Source organism: Streptomyces sp. NPDC043867 (assembly GCF_056435845.1).
The window spans coordinates 31,026-48,278 of record NZ_JBWKDS010000023.1 but is presented as its reverse complement, the minus strand read 5'-3'; the positions used below and the strand labels follow the sequence as shown (position 1 = coordinate 48,278).

The following is a 17,253-nucleotide window of genomic DNA, read 5'->3' as shown; positions in this document are numbered from 1 at the left end:
CTTTCTTCTTCTCCCCCCTCTCCCTTGTCTTTGGCTGTTCTGCCTGTGTGTGCCTCCCCCCCCCCCCCCCCCCCGCCGCGTCCTGCGCGCCGTCGCCGTCGTCTCCTGCCTCCCGTATCTCGGCCTCAAGACCGCCTGGATCGCGGGCAGTCACCTCGGCATCCCCGAGGGCAGCTCCCTGCTGGAGCACCGGGCGCAGATGGCCGTGGCCAACGCCCTGACGGTGCTGATGGACGGCGCCGTCATCGTGATCGCCCTGCTCCTGACCCGGCCCTGGGGCCGGCGCGTGCCGGCGTGGCTGCTCGCCGTCCCGATGTGGGTGGCGACCGGGCTGCTCGTGCCGGTCATGACCGGGTATCCGCTGCAACTGCTGGTCAGGGCGCTCGGGGGTTCCGTGCCGGAGTCCGGGGACGCCGGCACGGAACCGTTCCTCGACGAGTGGGTGTTCGGGGTCGTGTACACGGGGTTCATCGTGCAGGGCCTCGCGCTGGGCACACTGTTCGCCCTGTACACGCGGGACCGCTGGGGGGACCTGTGGCGCGGCCGGGTACGGGAGCTGCCGGCGAGCGCCGTGGGGTCCGCCCAGCGCGCGACCGCCGTCGCCGCGGCGGTCCTCGCCCTGTTCCCGGTCACCGCGCATCTGCTGTGGGCCTGCGGCAGTTCGGCCGGACTGAGCACCGGCCGTGCCGCGGACCGCACCGGTGACTTCTACGTCCTCGAGGTCCTGGACGCCGTGTTCCTGCTGTCCGCCGTCGCCGGCGCCTCGCTGCTCGCGTTCCGGCGGGGGCGCGCACTGCCCGCGCGGGTGCCGCTGGCACTCGCCTGGACCGGTTCCGCGGCCACCGCCTGCTGGGGCGGCTGGCTGGCGCTGGCGAGCCTGGGCGGAGTGGACGACATTTCCAGGCGCCCCACGGAGGCGATGACCCTCACCTACGCTGGGCAGATGATCGTCGGCATGCTCGTGGTCACCATCGGCGCGCACTTCCTCGCGGAGCGGTCCGTCCGGGCGGAGCGGCCGGTGTGAGCGGGTTCATCCGGTTCCTGTTCGGACGGCGGGCGCGGCGGCGGTGGATCCACCTCATCCTCGGCGGCGCGCTCGCGATGCCGTACGTCTTCGTCGGCGAGGTCGTCGTGGGACCCCTGACGGACGCGCAGAACAGCTTCAACTCCCTCCCCCTCCAACTCGCCTCTTTCGCGGTCGGGTTGCCGCTCGCCGCGATCACGGCGCTCTTCCCGCCGACCCGGCCGCTGTCGGTGGCCGTCGTCCGGGCGCTGTGCGGTGTCGAGGGCGACGGGCTCGCCGAAGGACCCGCGCGCACCCGGGCGGCCCGGCGCCGCACCGCCGCCTGGTTCACGCTGCATCTGGGGCTCGGCGGGGTCATCGCCGGAATGTCCCTGGCCGTACCGCCGTTCGCGGCCGTGCTCATCGCGCTGCCCGCCGTCGCCCGGCTGCGTGACTCCCGTCTCGGGCTTCCCGAAGTCCTGGACGCGTCCTGGGCGTTGGCCCTCTCCCCGGTCGCCGGGGCCGCCGTGCTGATCGCGCTGGCTGCCTGCGCGGCCGGGGCGGGCCGTCTGCTGGCCCGCGCCGCGCCCGTCCTGCTGGGACCGGCCCCGGAGGACCGGCTCGCGGCGGCCGAACGGCGTGCCGCGGACCTCGCCGTACGCAACCGGCTCGCCCGCGAACTGCACGACTCCGTCGGCCACGCGCTCAGTGCGGTCACCCTCCAGGCGAGCGCCGCCCGGCGTGTCCTGGACACCGACCCCCGCTTCGTCCGCGAGGCGCTCGCCGCGATCGAGGACACCACCCGTCGCACGGTGGGTGAACTGGACGCGGTGCTGGGGATACTGCGGGAGGGCGACGCGCCGCAGGACGCCCAGGACGCGGACGCCGGTGCCCGCTCCGCCGCCCCCGCTCCCACACTCGCCGATCTCGACGGACTGCTGCGCCGCATCCGCGCCGGGGGACTCCCCGTCACGGCGGCCGTCGAGGCGGACCCCGGGTCGGTGCCCCCGCTGGTCTCCCGGGAGGCGTACCGCATCGTGCAGGAGGGACTCAGCAACGCGCTGAGGCACACCGGGCCGCGGACCCCGGTGCGCCTGCGCATCGCCCGCGACGGCGAGGAACTGGAGATCACCGCCGAGAACCCGGTCACGGGCGCCCCCGCGTCCCGTCCGGGCGGCGGTCACGGTCTGCGCGGCATCGCGGACCGGGCCCGGCTGCTGGGCGGCACGACGCAGGCCGGTCCGGTGGACGGGGTGTGGCGCCTGCACGTCCGACTCCCGCTGGAGGGACCCGCATGAGCGGCCCGACGATCCGCATCGTCCTCGCGGACGACGAGCGCATGGTGCGCACCGCGCTGCGCGCGATCCTCTCCGCCGAGGACGGCCTGGAGGTGGTCGGGGAGGCGGCGACCGGCGCCGAGGCGGTGTCGGTGGTGCGCCAGCTGCGGCCGGACGTCGTCCTGATGGACGTCCGCATGCCGGAGACCGACGGCATCCGCGCCACCGAGCAGATCCTCGCGACGCTCGCCGACCCGCCCCGCATCGTCGTGGTGACGACGTTCGAGAACGACTCGTACGTCTATGAGGCGCTGCGGGCCGGGGCCAGCGGCTTTCTGCTCAAACGGGCCGACGCGGACGCGCTCGTGCAGGCCGTCCGGCTGGTCGCGCGCAGCGACAGCCTGCTGTTCCCGGCGGCGGTACGGGCGCTGGCCGCCGCACACGCCCGCCCCGAGCCGCCCGCCTGGACGGCGAGACTCACGGACCGCGAGCGCGACGTGCTGCGGCTGATGACCACGGGCCTCACCAACGCCGAGATCGCCGCGCGGATGGGGGTGGGCCCCGCGACGGTGAAGAGCCATGTGGCGGCCGTGCTGGCGAAGACGGGCACCCGCGACCGCACGCAGGCGGTGATCGCCGCCTACGAGGCGGGCTTCGTGCGGAGCTCCGCCTGAGGGCTCCGCTTCATGAACGGCGGATGAGAAAAGCGGACGGAAGGGAACGATTCGCACCAGCCCGTTCGTCGTCCTGAGCGCAATGAACAAGACGATCAGGCGTGCCGCCGTCTTCACCCTGCTGCTCGTGGTCACCCTGCTGGTCAGGGCGACCTGGGTGCAGTTCTACGACGGAAAGGCACTCGCGGACGACAAGCGGCGGAACGCGATCGAGCAGTACGCGCACCCGCTCGGGGACATCATCGTGGCCGGCGACGCGATCACCGGCTCCGCACGGACGAAGGGCGGCGACCTCGCGTACAAGCGCACGTACACGGACGGCGGTCTGTACGCGGCGGTGACGGGCTACAGCTCCCAGGTGTACGGGGCGACGCAGCTGGAGGGCATCTACCGGACCCTGCTCGACGGCACGGACAACCAGCTGAAGAACCCTCTGGACACCCTCACGGACAAGCGCGCCGCCCCGGGTGACGTCGTCACGACGATCGACCCGGACGTGCAGAAGGCCGCGTACGAGGCCCTCGGCGACAAGAAGGGCGCGGCGGTCGCGATCGACCCCGGGACCGGCCGGATCCTCGCGGCCGTCTCCACGCCGTCGTACGACCCCGGCCGGCTCAGCACCGGGGACGACGCCGCCTGGAAGAAGCTGACCAGGTCCTCCGGCAAGCCGATGACGAACCGCGCGCTGCGCCGGCCGCTGCCGCCGGGTTCGACGTTCAAGCTGGTCGTGGCGGCCGCCGCGCTGGAGGACGGCCTGTACGCGGACGTGGACACGCGGACGGACAGCCCGAACCCGTACACGCTGCCCGGCACGACCCGGGTCCTGGCGAACGAGAACGCCTCCGCCCCCTGTGCGAACGCCTCGATCCGGGTCGCGCTCCAGTACTCCTGCAACAACGTCTTCGCGAAGATGGCCGTCAGTCTGGGCCAGGACAAGGTCCGGGCGATGGCGGAGAGGTTCGGCTTCGACGACGAGACGCAGGACGTGCCGGTACGCGCGTACCCGAGCGTGTATCCGAAGGACATGGACCCGGCGCAGACGGCACTGACGGGCATCGGCCAGTTCGACGTGACGGCGACCCCCCTCCAGATGGCCATGGTCTCGGCGGCGATCGCCAACGACGGCAAGCTGGTCTCACCGCACCTGGTGGCGCGGACCAGCGACGCCGACGGCAACGTGCTGAAGGACTACGAAGGCAGCACGGAGACCCGCAGGATCGTCAGCTCCGAAACGGCCGGGCAGCTGCGGTCCGCGATGCGCACGGTCGTCGAGGACGGCACGGGCACGAACGCGCGGATCGACGGCGCCACCGTGGGCGGCAAGACCGGTACGGCCCAGCACGGCGAGAACAACAGCAAGACGCCGTACGCCTGGTTCACGTCGTACGCGAAGTCGGACTCCAACGGCAAGGAGGTCGCCGTGGCGGTCCTGGTCGAGCAGTCCGACGCGGCCCGCTCGGAGGTCAGCGGCAACGGCCTGGCCGCCCCGGTCGCGAAGGCCGCGATGCGCGCGGCGCTGGAGGACTGAACCGCCCGCGCACCGACGAAGGGCCGCCCCCGCTCCCGGGGGCGGCCCTTCGTCGCGCTTCCTCCCGCCACGGACACCCGCCGGAGCGTTCCCGTGTCGCACCGCGTGCGGGCTTCTCCCGTGTCACGTCATCGAGTTCGGCCTGCCATACGCTGTTCGAAGACTCGTACGAAACGCTGGTACGCTCTCGGATCTCGCCCCGGCGGACCATCGGTCGGCGCCGGGGTCGAACGGGAGCCGTATACGCACGCACCCGCACCGGTTGCCGAGAAGCCGCGAGGAGAGGTCGCCCGTGGGCACTGTCGTCGACGACGCCGCCTCCGTGGAGTTCCACGCCTTCTTCGAGCGGCACTACGCGGAACTGGCCCGCCTGGCGCACCTGTTGACGGGTGAGGCGGACGCGGCCGACGATCTCGCCGCGGACGCGCTGCTCGCGCTGTGGCACCGCTGGGACCGGGTCCGCGCCGCGGACCGCCCGGTGGCGTACGCGCGGGGTGTGGTCGCCAACCTGGCCCGCAGCCGCATCCGCAGCGCGGTGCGCGAGCGCCGACGGGTCACCCTGTTCTGGTCGCAGCGCGAGGACAGGGTCGAGAACCCCGACGTACCGGGTGTGGTGGACGTCCAGGAGGCGCTGCGCCGGCTGCCGTTCCGCAAGCGCGCCTGTGTGGTGCTGCGGCACGCCTTCGACCTGTCGGAGAAGGACACGGCGCTCGCACTCGGGGTCTCGGTCGGTACGGTGAAGAGCCAGACCTCCAAGGGCATGGCCGAACTGCAGCGGCTTCTCGGCACGCAGGAGGCGCCGCAGCGCGTGCACGCGGCGGTGCTGCGGACGGGCGGAGCCGGAGGAAGGGACCGATGAGGGAGGCGCAGGACGTGCACGACGAGCTGCGCAGCGGGCTGCGGGCGGCGGCCGCGGCGCACGAGCCCGACCGTGCGCGCATCCTCGCCCGCGTCGAGCGCGGGATGGCGGGGGCCGACGAGCGGCCCCCGCGAGCGGCCCGTCCCCCGCTGCTCGGCTGGACCCGGGTCGTCGGGGCGACCGCCGCGGTCGCCGGGGTCCTCGCGGTGGGCGGCTACGCGGTCGCCTCGGCCGTGCGGGACGAGAGTCCCGCGCAGCGCGCCGCCGCGGTCTCGCCCGACCCGTCCCCGGGCGCGACGAGCCGGGCGCCGCTGCCGCCGGACCCCGCGCACGGCTCCGGTCCGCCGGAGCAGTCGCGCAAGCCCCGCACGCCCGCGTCCCGCACCCCGTCGGCCGGGAAGTCCGCGTCGGCGACGCCGCGCCCGCCCGCGGCGGGCGTCGAGGACGGCCCGCTGTGGTCGGACGGCTCGGTCGACCCGCACAGCAACGACTTCTGGGCGCAGAGCGACGTGACCCTCAAGACCGGTGTGCGACTCACCTCGCTCACCGTCGAGTTGAGGATCGCGCAGACCGGCGGGGTGACCTCGGCCGGCGCCTGGCGTTCGCTGCCCGAGGCCGACTTCACGCTGACGGTGGCCGAGCGCGAGGGTGTCCTCGTCTACACGTGGGTGCTGAAGTCCGGCCGCAGCGTGCCGCCCGGCGAGTGGGTGTTCGCGGGCCAGTACGACCATGCCCGCGGCGGCCGGGACGCGAAGGACGACAGCTACGCGGCGACCGCCGGGACCGCGGACCGGCCGCTGCGCGTGGCGGGCGACTTCGCGCGCCGGGACGCCGACGACGACTCCTGACGGCGACACGCGGAGTGGACGTCCGCGCCCCGCGGCGAGGTCGTGTGAAAAAGATCGGCGGACGCGGCAACCCTTTCCCGGCGGGCGGCGACCAGGAGACGTAAAGATCTCCTCCCACCCCAAGGAACACCGTTCATGACTGCACGAGTTGAACAGCGCGTACGCCACCGTCGCAGGGTCACCAGGCGGCGCGCGGTCGTCGGCGGCGCGGCCGCGCTGGGCCTCACCGGCGCGGCGATCGTCACGGCCTCGATGCTGGGCACCGCCGGCGCGGCGACCCCCTGGCCGGACGCGAAGGGCAGCAAGGCCGTGCCGGAGACGATCGAGGTCTCGGGCACGTACGACGGCAAGCTGCAGAAGTTCTACGGCAGCGGCGACCTCGGCGACGGCGGTCAGGACGAGGGCCAGGACCCCATCTTCGAGCTGGCGGACGGCGCGGTCCTGAAGAACGTCGTCATCGGCACCCCGGGCGCGGACGGCGTGCACTGCACGGGCAGCTGCACCCTGCAGAACGTGTGGTGGCTGGACGTCGGTGAGGACGCGGCGAGCTTCAAGGGCAAGTCGTCGTCCGCCACGTACACCGTGACCGGCGGCGGCGCGAAGTCCGCCTCGGACAAGGTGTTCCAGTTCAACGGCGCCGGCAAGCTGACCGTGACCGGCTTCCGGGTCGAGAACTTCGGCAAGCTGGTCCGCTCGTGCGGCAACTGCTCCAAGCAGTACAAGCGCACGATCGTCGTCAACGACGTCGACGTGACCGCGCCGGGCAAGACCCTGGTCGGCATCAACTCCAACTACGGGGACACGGCGACGCTCACCAAGGTGCGCATGCACGGTGACAGCGGCAAGAAGATCAAGCCGTGTGTCCGCTTCCAGGGCAACAACACCGGCAAGGAGCCCAAGCAGCTCGGCAGCGGCCCCGACGGCACCCACTGCAAGTACCAGGCGTCCGACGTCAGTTACGACTGACGTCCGCCCGGCTTCCCCGAGACCCGCCGGCCGAGCCCCCCTCGGCCGGCCGGAGGCACGCCCCCGCCGGTGACGACCGGCGGGGGCGTTCGCCCTCCCGGGTCCGCGCGGCCGGCCCCGGCCGTCGCCACCCGGCAGCGGCGGCCGAAGATTTCTCTCACACCGTCACGTCCGCGCCGATTGACGCACCGTCCCCTTGTCGGGAACGGAGCCCCGGTGTCGGTGACCCAGTTCCGGGGCTTGGTCCCCGCGGCGCGACCGGGGCTGCGCGGACCGCGCACGCGGTGGTGCAGGTGGGTGATGGCGGCCTTGCCGAAGTGAGCGCTGTTCTTCGTGTTCCTCGTGTACTCGTGGCGTGCCGACGCTGCCGCTCTCGTGCCGCTGCGTGCACGAGAGCCGGTGAGTCAGCGGTGGGCGGCGCGGTTCATCTCGACGACGTCGTCGACGGTGGGATTGGCACCGAGGGCGGCCAAGCGTTCCGGGAGGCTGTCGCGGATGGCCGCATCCCTGGCGCGGTCGGCCGCCGCCAGGGCCGTCGGCAGCTCATCGAGGGTCAGTTCGGTGCAGTAGGCGGGGCTGTTCGGCTGCTGCCGCCAGGAGTCGGCCAGTGTGCCGGCGTCGTAGGGGTCGAAGCCGGTGTCGTCCACCAGGCTCATGGCGACCTTCCGCGCCTCCTCGTAGTCGCCGGCGACGGGGATGGCGAGGCGGCCGGGCGTTCCGGCCGGGACGCCCTTGGTCCGCTGGGTCTCTGCCAGCGCGGCGTTCCACGCCTTGACCACGGGACGGCCGAGCAGCTCGGCGGTGTACACGCTCTCCACCTGGCCGTTGTCCACCGCCTCGATCGGCTCGCTGAGCATGCCGGGGTAGTAGTTCGAGGTGTCGATGACCACCGTCTCGTCGGGCACCGACGCGAACAGGTCCGCCAGCTGACCCGCCACCCCGAACGGGATCGACAGGACGATGACGTCCCGGTCCTGGACGGCCTCGGCGAGGTCCGCCACGCGGGCCCCGGACTCCAGCACCTCCGCCCGGACGGCATCGGGACCGCGGGCGTCGGCCACCTGAACGTCGTGACCCGCCGTGCTGAGCTTCGCGGCAAGGTTCCCGCCGATGGCACCGGAGCCTATGACAGTAATTTTCATGATTTGTTCCTTCGGAGGTTGTGCCGTCCCTGAGGGCAGCGCGGTGTGATGGCCGGGTGGGGGTGCCGCCTGGCGTTGCGGGGGTCGGGGCGGGGTGCCCGGCGGTTTACGGTTTACGCCGGGGTGTCCCGCTGGCGGTAGCCGCTCGCCATGAGCGTGCGGAGCCGGCCGAGCGACTCCTCCTCGGTACCGGTGCCCTTGATCCAGGCAACGGAACAGGCCGCGAGAAACAGGTCGTGCCCCCGTACCGACGCGCGCACGCGCCCCGCGAGCTGCGCGGCTCGCACGTACTGATCGGTGGCGGAGATGAGGATGTCGCAGGGAATCGTGAGCGGGTTGTCCGGCTCCTGCGCCCGGGCCGCGGCCATGAGCGGGTCCGGCAGCCCACTGAAGGCGCTGAAGTACTCCTCCATCGCGCGCAGCCACTGCTCCAGCGCCTCGGCGGGGTCGCCGAGCTGATCGATGTCCGCCTGGCGGGCCACCAGCTCCTCGGAGCGCGTCTGCAGCACCGCCGCCAGCAGCGCCTCCCGGGTGGGGAAGTGCCGGTACAGGGTGGCGGGCCCGACTCCCGCCTCCTTGGCCACCGCCTCGAGGGAAGTGCCGACCCCGTGCTGCAGGAAGTGACGCTGCGCGGTCTCCAGGAGGGCCACGCGGTTGCGCTGGACGTCCGCGCGGGGCTTGCGCCCCCGCAGTTCACCGGCGCTCATGCGCCCTCCTGGCTGCTGTGATCGTGCGGCCGCATCAAAAAACGGATGCTGCCTCCGTACACATCCGAGAGTAAAACGGAGGGGGCATCCGGTCAAACGGGCGGCACGACCACGGTGCCCGGACAAAGCAGGGAGCGACACGTCCGGCCGCAGGGCGCAGGGAACAAGCCGCGCGGGCTGCACCATGCCAGGGTGCCCTTGTTCGGCCCCTCCCGCGCCGAGCCCGGCCCGGTCCAGGACGTCGGGGGGTGAGCTGCTGGTGTCCGATGACGGAGAGCAGTTCGAGTTTGCTGTGGCTCTCCGCGCCGGGGCGAGTGGTCAGGACCACCAGGGTCTGGGTGCGGTTCCCGGTGTACAGGAGTTGGGCGTCGGCGTCGATGCGGCCGAGTTCGGGATGGAGGATGGTCTTGCAGTCGTCGTAGCGTCGGGCGACCTCCTGAAGCTCCCACATGCGCACGAACTCGGGGCTGTGCGCCTGGAGTTCGGCGAGGATCCGGGCGGCTCGGGGGGCTGCCGGCTGTGAGCGCGGCCCGCAGGCGTGCCGATTGGGCGCGGCCGTGGCGCTCGCGGCTCTCCTCGGGAACCATGCGACGTTCGACCGGGTCCATGAACCAGCGGCAGTAGGCGCTGCTCGGCGACCAGACCGGTGTGGCGGGTCTGGTCGCCGGGCAGCGCCACGGCCAAGGGGTTCATCGCGAGGGTGTGGACCAGATCGGTTGTCCATGGATCGACGGTCTCTGCCTCAGGAAGTGAACGCCGGCCGTCGGGCTGGGTCGTGCATCGCGGCTTGGGGGCTGGGAGCCGGTGGGCGCGGGCGGCTGGACCCGGCGAGGCACGAACCTGTCCAAGCGGCCGGAGTACGGCATCAGGGCACCGGCCACCACTCGGTGGTGAACGTCCCCAGCACGGACGACCGGTACCTCGCCTCTCACCGGTTCGCGGTGAACGGCCCCGGCAGGCCGGGCGGTGACGGCACGCACCGGGAGACCACCGTCAACCGCCTCACCTTCGCGGCCGACGGCACCGTCGAGCCGGTGGTGCCGACCCTGGAGTCCGTCCGCCCGGTACGCAGCGCCGGCTGAACGGGCGGGCCGGGCATGCCTGTTCCTCGTCGCTCCGACGGTCGTCGAACCCGTCGTCAGGAACGTCGTCGGGGTGGGGGCAGGGGGGTGCAGGACCGCGTTGGCGAGGGCAGGTCAGCAGCGTCCGCCGGGCCTCCAGTCACCGAGCTGGGCCGCACGCGTGTGTGACGCGGCTTCCGCGTCCGTGAGTTGGGGCCGGTTCTCCGGGACCGGCGCCGCGGCGCCCGGGCCCGTGTTGCGGTACTCGGCGAAGCGCTGGTTCTGCCAGGGGTGGGCGGCGGACATGTTCGCGTAGGGCGCGGCCGCGTCGATGCCGGCGCCGATGCGGGTGTCGCGGACGGTCAGCATCGGGCGGGCGGTGGTGTCCGAGCTGGGCACCCAGGGGCGGGCCAGCTTGTAGTACGCGTCCGGCGCCGCGCTCGTGATCCGGCTGCGGGTGACCAGGTAGCCGCGCGGGTTGGCGGCCGCGGTGGACGGGGCGAAGACGAAGCCGTAGGGGGCCGTGGCGAGGTCAGTGCGGTTCAGGGTGTGGAAGTGGCAGTGCTCGTACACCGCCGTGGCCCGGCCGAAGACGAAGTCCACGTCGCCCTCGACGTAGCAGTGGGCGAAGTACTGGCGGGCGAAGGTGCCGAGCGCCGCCGAGTCGGCGTACAGCGTGTCCTGGTGGCCGAGGAAGCGGCAGTGGTGGAAGGCGCAGCGGTCGCCCTGCACCTTGATCGCGACGGCCTGGGTGCCGGTGATCTCCGGGTGGCCGGCGCGCAGCCAGTCGTTGGCGAAGGTGATCCGGCGGGCGGTGAAGCCGTCGGCCTGCACGGTGGTGGTGGCGGAACCGCTGGTGCCGTAGGTGCCGCCGCCGGGCTTCGGGGTGCCGTTGGCGTTGTCGTACACGACGACGACGTCGCGCGGGTTCTCGGAGGCGCCGATCCAGGTCATGCCGGTGCGGGCGGCGTCGACGGCGACCGTCTCGCGGTAGGTGCCGGGGGCGATGACGAGCGTGGTGCCGCTCCCCGGCGCGGCGGTCACGGCGGCCTGGACGGTGGTGAAGTCGCCGGCGCCGGACGCGTCCACGTAGAGGGTCTGGGCGGTGAGGCGGGCGGCGGGCGAGCCGTACCGTCCGAAGGGGCGTCGAGTGGCGGCGCCCGCGGGGGCGCTGCCGAGTGCGAGAGCGGCCCCGGCACCGGCGACGAGGAAGGTCCGGCGGCTGGGGGCGGTGCGTGTGTGGTGCGAGAGCATGGCGATGCTCCTTCGCTGTGCGGCTCGGGGGTGTGCGGCGGATGCCGGAGGCGGTGATGGCGGCGGGGAGGCCTGCCGGAGCGGCACGCCCCGGGGTGCGGGGGTGTGCGGAGCCGCTCCGGCCGGCCGGGGTCGTGCGGGTCAGCAGATCTTTCCGGCGCCCGCGCGGTGGCCGACGATGCCCGGCACCGCCTTCGGCGAGTCGACCCTGGTCCGCAGGGTCGGCGTCCAGCCGGCCCCCGACTGGAGCGTCTCCGCCGGGATCTCCGCGTTGTGCACGGCGATCAGGTCGACGGGCACGCCGTTGACGTGGTTGCCGACGGCCGTGACCGGGGCCTCCTTCCACTTCTTCAGGATCCTGGCGGCGCTGATCCCGGCCGGCAGGGTGAACGCGTTCTTCTCGGCGACGAGCTGGGACTCCATGCCGATACCGAAGCTGTAGGCGTACGACGCGTCGGCGACGTAGTGGTTGTTGTACGCGTCGACCTGCCCGAAGCGGACGCGCGGGGCGCGCTCGACGAGTCCGGAGAACAGGTTGTGGTGCAGGGTGACCTTGAGGTGCCCCCGGTCGACGGCGGCCGTGGCCGCGCTGTCGCTGTTGCCGATCATCAGGGTCTTGTCGTGCTCGGTGAACACGTTCCAGGAGGCCGTGACGTAGTCGGCGCCCTTCACGATGTCGAGTTCGCCGTCGTGCTGCTGGTAGATCATGCCGAAGTACTTCGGCAGCGAACTGTCGGGGTGGGCGCCGTCGGTGAACGTGTTGTGGTCCAGCCAGACGTGCGTGGAGCCGTACACCACCGCGCTGTCGTACTCGGAGTTCCAGTTGCCCGTGGCGCCGTCGGTCGGGTCCCACTGCGGGAAGCAGTCGAGGGGGCTCTCGACGGCGAGGTTGCGGACGATGACGTTGTCGACGCCCGTGATCTGCAGGCTCGCCCCCTTCAGTCCGGCGTTCCTCCCCAGGCCGATGATGGTGGTGTTGGCCGGGACGGCGACCTTGATCGCCTGGGCCTGGTTGTCGGCGGAGACCCGGCGCAGGCCCTCCGGGCTGTCGGCGGGCTCGCCGTCCAGATTCGTGTCCAGACCCCACTTCTCCGGGGAGTACTTCTCCAGGTAGGCGTCGAAGTCGTAGCCGTCGGCCGCGAAGGAGGAGCAGCCGTCGGCGTTGGCGTCGATCGTGCCCCTGACCTTGATGATCTTCGGCGCGGTGCCGCCCTCCTTCAGCGCGGTCCTGAACTCGTCCCAGGTGGCGACGGTCCGTACGTGTGCGGCGTCGGCAAGGGCTCCGCCGGTGGTGCCCGTACCGGCGGAGCCCCAGCCGTCACCGGCGGCGAGGGTCTGGCGGCCGGGGTCGCGGCCCTGCGCCTGGGCGGGGGTGCCGGTGACGGCCAGCACCAGGGCGGTGCAGCCGGCCAGCGACGCGGCGACACGCATGCCACCCATGACACGTCCATGACATTTCTGTGTACTCATCGTGCGGCTCTCTCTCGGTCAGGCGGTGGGCCAGGTGATCCAGGACCCGGGGATCTCGTCGTCGAGCCGGCGCACGTCCCGGGGTGCGACGACCCGATGGCTCAGCAGCCCGCCCGCGACGAGGCGGGCCACGGCGATGGCGCCGGGCGGGTTGAAGTGCGTGTTGTCCTGCTCCGTCGCGGTCCAGTTGAAGTACGTCTTGGTCTCCTCGACGCCGAGCCTCTGCCACAGGGCGATCGACAGGGCCTGGATGTCCAGCAGCGCGACGCCCTCCTCCGCGGCGAGGGAACGCATCGCCGCCGGGTAGTCGCCGTGGGTCGGCAGGGCGTTGCCGGCCGCGTCGAACTTCCTGCGCTCGACGGAGGTGGCGAGCACCGGCCGCGCGCCGCGGGCCCGCGCCCCGTCGAGGTACTGCCGCAGACAGTCCTGGTACGTGGTCCAGGGCTCGGTGTAGCGGGTGGGGTCGGCGCTCTTCTCGTCGTTGTGGCCGAACTGGACGAGCAGCAGGTCCCCGGGCCGGATCGCGGCGAGGACGGCGTCGAGCCGGCCCTCGTCGATGAAGCTCTTCGAACTGCGGCCGTTGACCGCGTGGTTGGCGACCTCGAGGTCCTTGTGCAGGAAGAACGGCAGCGCCATGCCCCAGCCGGTCTCGGGCGCCGCGTCGGCGTACTTCTGGGCGGCCGTGGAGTCACCGGCGATGTGGAGGGTGCGCATGCGTCGGGATCCCGGCGACGAAGGAGCTGCGGATGCGGGGGCCGTCGCGGCGACGGCGAGCGGGACGGCGACGAGGGCCGCCGCGGTGGCCTGTCTGCGGGTGAGGGACACGTCGGGGTGCCTCGCTTTCGGCTCTTTCCAGGAGGAGTTCCGGGCTGGAGGAAGTGAGGGGCGGGGGCGGGGGGGGGGGGGGGGGCGCCCCCCCCCCCCCCCCCCCCCCCGCATCCGGGGAGCGGTGCCGCTACTTCTTCTGCTGCTTCCACTCCGCCTGGGCCTTGTTGAGCTGGTCGGCCAGGGTGTTCAGGAAGTCCTTGGCCGACATCTTGCCGAGCAGGACCTTCTGGAAGTTCGGCTCGTTGTCGGTCTTGGAGATGGTGTTCCAGTCCGGCAGGTAGTACGGCAGCTGCACGATCTTGGTGCTGCCGCTGTTCAGTGCCTCGGCCGCGAGCTTGGTCGGCTCGGCCTTCTGGATCCACGCGTCCTTGGCGGCCTCGGTGTTCGAGGGGATGGCGCCCGCCGACTCGTTCCACTTGCTGTTGGACTCGTGCGCGGCGGCGAACTCGATGAAGCGCCAGGCGGCCGACTTGTTCTTGCTGGACTTGAACAGGGCGAGTCCGTCGACGGGGTTGGAGACCTGGACGCGGGTGCCGTCGTCCGTGGTCGGGTTGGGCAGCCCGCGGAACTTGCCGTCACCGAGTGCCTTCACGTGGTCCTGGTAGGAGCCCAGGTTGTGGCTCAGCATGCCGATCTTGCCGCTGTCCCACTGGGCGACCATCTTGGTGAAGTCGTTGTTGACGTCCGCGGAGGGGGTGTTCTTCTTGTAGAGCGCGGCGTACTTCTCCAGCGCGGCCACGTTCTCCGGGTCGTTGACCGTCGTCTTGTCGCCGTCCCAGAACTCGGTGATCCCGGTCTGGCCGTACATCGCGTCCAGTGCCTGCGCGATGGAACCGGCGCCGCCGCGGATGGTGTAGCCGAACTCGTTCTTGCCCTTGTCCGTGAGCTTGTCGGCCGCCTCGTAGAACTTGGACCAGGTGGTGGGCGCCTCGAGACCGGCCGCCCGGAACAGGTCGGTGCGGTAGTACAGCACGCCGTTGCTGGCGGAGGTCGGGACGGTGAACAGCTTGTCCTGGCCGCCGGCGACCTTCACCGATTCGAGCATGCCCTGGTTCAGCTTGCCGTCGAGCGGGCTCTTCGCGAGGCGGGAGTCGAGCGGTTCGAGGGCGTTCTGCGCGGCGACCCCGGCGAGCATCGCGGCGCCGACCCCGCCGACGTCCGGCAGGCCGCCGCCCTGGATGGCGGTGTCGTACTTGGACTGGACGCTCTCGGCGGGGATCCCGACGTAGTTGACCTTGATGTCGGGGTACTTCTTCTCGAAGTCGTCGATGATGTCCATCCAGATGTCACGCCGGACGGCCGTGTTGTTGTCCCAGAAGGTGACCTCGCCCTTGCCCGAGCCCTCGTCGCCCTTGTCGCCGCCGGCACCGCTGCCGTCGTCGCCGCAGGCGGTGGCGGTCAGGGCGAGCACGGCGCTCGTGGCGACGGCCGCGGCGGCGCGGTATCCGCCTCGGCTGTTTCTCCGGATGCTGATCTTCATGGTCGGCTCTCTTCGTCTGGATCCAGCGGGGTGGTGGGGGTCTGCGGGTGGCGCCACGGACACGCGGTCCGCGGGCCCGGGTGGCGCCGCGCGGTCGGGCCCGGCCCGGGACTCGGCGTCCACGGGTGTGTCACGGCCTCAGCGACGGACATGGGGTGCCCAGCCGTCGTTGCCCGCCAGGTAGGCGGTGACCGTGCGGGTCGCCGCCTCGGCGTCCGACAGCTGCGGCCGGTCGGCGGTCACGGTCGCGCCGGGGCCGTAGGTGCGGTACTCGGCGAAGCGGGCGTCCTTCCAGGAGAAGCCGCTCATGTCGGTCCAGGGCGAGGACTTGACCGCGGCCGGCAGTTCGGTGTCCCGGATCAGCACCTGGGCGACGGCGGCCGGTTCGCCGCCGGGGTGCCAGGGACGGCCGAGGTGGAAGGAGCCCGCGGGCGCGTCGCTCACGATCCTCGACCGGGTGATCAGGAACCCGTACGGGTTGCCCTGCCAGGTCGAAGCGGCGGTGATGTAACCGTTGTTGGTGGCGGAGCCGCGGCTGAGCGCCCTGATGACGGAGCGTTCGACGACGGTGGTCGCGCGTCCGTAGAGGAAGTCGACGTCGCCCTCGACGTAGGAGTCGCGGACGTAGACCCGGCTGATCACGTCCAGCTTGGGGCTGTCGGTCATCAGGGTGTCCTGGTTGCCGAGGAAGGCGGTGTTCTCGAAGACGATCCGGTCACCCGTCGTCTTCATCGCGAGGGCCTGCTCGGCGCCGTAGTCGTACGCGGCCTCGTCGAAGTCGTTGCTGAAGGTGAGGTTCCGCGCGGTGACGTCGTTCGCGGCGATGCGCACGGTGGCGCTTCCCGTGGAGCCGCCGAACTGGGCCGGGGTGTCGTGGACGATGACGGTGTCGGAGCGGCTCCGCCCGGTGCCCTGAAGCACGATCCGCGGCTTGGCGGCCGGGACGACGACCTTCGCCCGGTAGGTGCCGGGGGCGATCGCGACGGTGACCGGGCTGTCGTTGCCGTCGGGCACCGCGTCCACGGCGGCCTGCACCGTCGGGTAGTCGGCGGGGACGTGCAGCACGGCCCCGATCCGCTCCTGGGGCCCGGAGAACCGCCGCAGCAGCGCCGGCACCGCGCGGGCCGGGTCCAGGCGGTAGTCGTAGAAGTCGCGCGGGTCGAAGGCGGTTCCCCACGCGTCGCGGCGGCCGGTGGTGTCCCTCAGGACCGAGCCCCGCTGCACCAACTCGGCGGTGGCGTCGGCCTGGTAGGGGTGCTGGACGCCGTCGTAGTAGCTGTTCTCGATGACCATCCTGGTGCGGCCGCGCGACCAGTTGCCGTACGTCCACACGGGGTCGCCGTCCTCGGCCTGCGCCGAGAGGTAGTTGTTGTACAGGTGCGCGTAGGCGCAGTTGTCGGCGGAGGGGTTGCGCTGCTTCGTGCCGGTGAACCAGTTGTGGTCGATGGTGATCTGCGTCTTGACGTTCTCGGTCCAGCCGATGCCGAACGCCTTGTTGTGGTGGTCGAAGCGGTTGTAGGACACGGTGACGTACTGGCTGTCCTTGCGGATGTCGAGCAGTCCGTCGCCCATGTGCGTGAACCGGTTGTGGTCGATCCACACGTGGTCGACGGTGTCCATCTGGATCGCGTCGAAGTCCTGCGTCTTGCCGTCCCAGTCGCCCTCGACGTACGAGTCCCGGATCGTCAGGTTGCGGATGATCACGTTGTGTGTGCCCGGCCCGAGGTGCAGCTCGCCGTGCACGATCTCGCCGGTGTCGCCGACGCCGATGAGCGTCTTGTCCGAGGCCACGACGATGTCCGATCCGAAGGGCTCGACGGCGATCGCCCCCTGGACCCGGATGACGTACGGCTCCTCGGCGGCCGCGTACCGGGCCAGCGCGTCCCGGTCGGTGACCGTGACCACCCTGCCGCCCGCGCCGCCGGTGGTGCCGCCGTCGAGGGAGGCGAAACCGTGGGCGCGGTCGCTCCAGCGGTCCGCCGTCCCCGCCCCGGCCGCCATGACGTCCTCGACGCCGGGCGCGGGCGCGGCCTCGGCCGGGGTGAGGGCCCCGAGCACCAGGGAGGCCACGAGGGCGGCGACGGCGGCCAGGGGGCTGCGCGGCCCCGGCCTCGGCAAGCGCTTGCTACGGAGGTGCGTCATTGCGGCTCCCAACA

General features: G+C 72.1%; 15 protein-coding genes and 1 pseudogene. 8 read left to right on the top strand and 8 right to left on the bottom strand.

What is annotated here, in order from left to right:
* The first annotated feature begins 49 nt into the window (after positions 1–49).
* From AC069T_RS22780 to AC069T_RS22750, 7 genes are all read left to right on the top strand, one after another.
* The gene (locus AC069T_RS22780) at positions 50–1,024 is read left to right on the top strand and encodes a hypothetical protein (RefSeq protein WP_478784473.1); all 975 of its coding nucleotides are present in this window, start codon (positions 50–52) and stop codon (positions 1,022–1,024) included.
* Positions 1,021–2,301 carry a sensor histidine kinase gene (locus AC069T_RS22775; RefSeq protein WP_478784472.1) on the top strand — a complete coding sequence of 427 codons (1,281 nt, stop codon included), beginning with the start codon at positions 1,021–1,023 and terminating at the stop codon, positions 2,299–2,301. The genes AC069T_RS22780 and AC069T_RS22775 overlap by 4 nt, the downstream gene beginning before the upstream one ends.
* Entirely contained in the window at positions 2,298–2,954 is a 657-nt protein-coding gene (locus tag AC069T_RS22770) for a response regulator transcription factor (protein WP_478784471.1), read from the top strand. The genes AC069T_RS22775 and AC069T_RS22770 overlap by 4 nt, the downstream gene beginning before the upstream one ends.
* 82 nt (positions 2,955–3,036) lie before the next feature.
* Complete coding sequence (locus tag AC069T_RS22765; protein WP_478784470.1) at positions 3,037–4,482, top strand: peptidoglycan D,D-transpeptidase FtsI family protein; 1,446 nt, start codon at positions 3,037–3,039, stop codon at positions 4,480–4,482.
* Positions 4,483–4,774: 292 nt separating this feature from the next.
* The gene (locus AC069T_RS22760) at positions 4,775–5,341 is read left to right on the top strand and encodes a SigE family RNA polymerase sigma factor (RefSeq protein WP_478784469.1); all 567 of its coding nucleotides are present in this window, start codon (positions 4,775–4,777) and stop codon (positions 5,339–5,341) included.
* Entirely contained in the window at positions 5,338–6,189 is an 852-nt protein-coding gene (locus AC069T_RS22755) for a hypothetical protein (protein ID WP_478784468.1), read from the top strand. The genes AC069T_RS22760 and AC069T_RS22755 overlap by 4 nt, the downstream gene beginning before the upstream one ends.
* Positions 6,190–6,324: 135 nt before the next feature.
* Positions 6,325–7,155 carry a pectate lyase gene (locus tag AC069T_RS22750; protein ID WP_478784467.1) on the top strand — a complete coding sequence of 277 codons (831 nt, stop codon included), beginning with the start codon at positions 6,325–6,327 and terminating at the stop codon, positions 7,153–7,155.
* A 404-nt stretch (positions 7,156–7,559) separates the two neighbouring features.
* On the opposite strand, the gene AC069T_RS22745 is transcribed toward AC069T_RS22750, so the two are convergent.
* The 3 genes from AC069T_RS22745 to AC069T_RS22735 form a co-directional block, all read right to left on the bottom strand.
* Positions 7,560–8,297: an NADPH-dependent F420 reductase gene (locus AC069T_RS22745; protein WP_478784466.1), complete on the bottom strand. Its 738-nt coding sequence runs from the start codon at positions 8,295–8,297 to the stop codon at positions 7,560–7,562.
* A 113-nt stretch (positions 8,298–8,410) separates the two neighbouring features.
* A complete protein-coding gene (locus AC069T_RS22740; protein WP_478784465.1) occupies positions 8,411–9,004 on the bottom strand; it encodes a TetR/AcrR family transcriptional regulator in 594 nt (197 codons plus the stop codon).
* Between the two features lie 34 nt (positions 9,005–9,038).
* Positions 9,039–9,728 carry an MmyB family transcriptional regulator gene (locus AC069T_RS22735; RefSeq protein ID WP_478784464.1) on the bottom strand — a complete coding sequence of 230 codons (690 nt, stop codon included), beginning with the start codon at positions 9,726–9,728 and terminating at the stop codon, positions 9,039–9,041.
* 77 nt (positions 9,729–9,805) lie between these two features.
* Here AC069T_RS22735 and AC069T_RS22730 point away from each other — a divergent pair.
* Positions 9,806–10,086 (top strand): annotated as a pseudogene (locus AC069T_RS22730) (family 43 glycosylhydrolase); the annotation flags it as partial.
* 114 nt (positions 10,087–10,200) lie between these two features.
* On the opposite strand, the gene AC069T_RS22725 reads toward AC069T_RS22730, so the two are convergent.
* The 5 genes from AC069T_RS22725 to AC069T_RS22705 form a co-directional block, all read right to left on the bottom strand.
* A complete protein-coding gene (locus tag AC069T_RS22725; RefSeq protein WP_478784463.1) occupies positions 10,201–11,319 on the bottom strand; it encodes a pectinesterase family protein in 1,119 nt (372 codons plus the stop codon).
* 141 nt (positions 11,320–11,460) lie between these two features.
* The gene (locus AC069T_RS22720; RefSeq protein ID WP_478784462.1) at positions 11,461–12,789 is read right to left on the bottom strand and encodes a pectate lyase family protein; all 1,329 of its coding nucleotides are present in this window, start codon (positions 12,787–12,789) and stop codon (positions 11,461–11,463) included.
* A gap of 18 nt (positions 12,790–12,807) precedes the next feature.
* A complete protein-coding gene (locus AC069T_RS22715) occupies positions 12,808–13,614 on the bottom strand; it encodes a rhamnogalacturonan acetylesterase (protein ID WP_478784461.1) in 807 nt (268 codons plus the stop codon).
* Positions 13,615–13,744: 130 nt separating this feature from the next.
* Positions 13,745–15,097, bottom strand: a complete 1,353-nt coding sequence (locus AC069T_RS22710; RefSeq protein WP_478784460.1) for an ABC transporter substrate-binding protein — start codon at positions 15,095–15,097, stop codon at positions 13,745–13,747.
* A 138-nt stretch (positions 15,098–15,235) separates the two neighbouring features.
* Positions 15,236–17,239, bottom strand: a complete 2,004-nt coding sequence (locus AC069T_RS22705; protein ID WP_478784459.1) for a pectinesterase family protein — start codon at positions 17,237–17,239, stop codon at positions 15,236–15,238.
* Positions 17,240–17,253 lie beyond the last annotated feature (14 nt).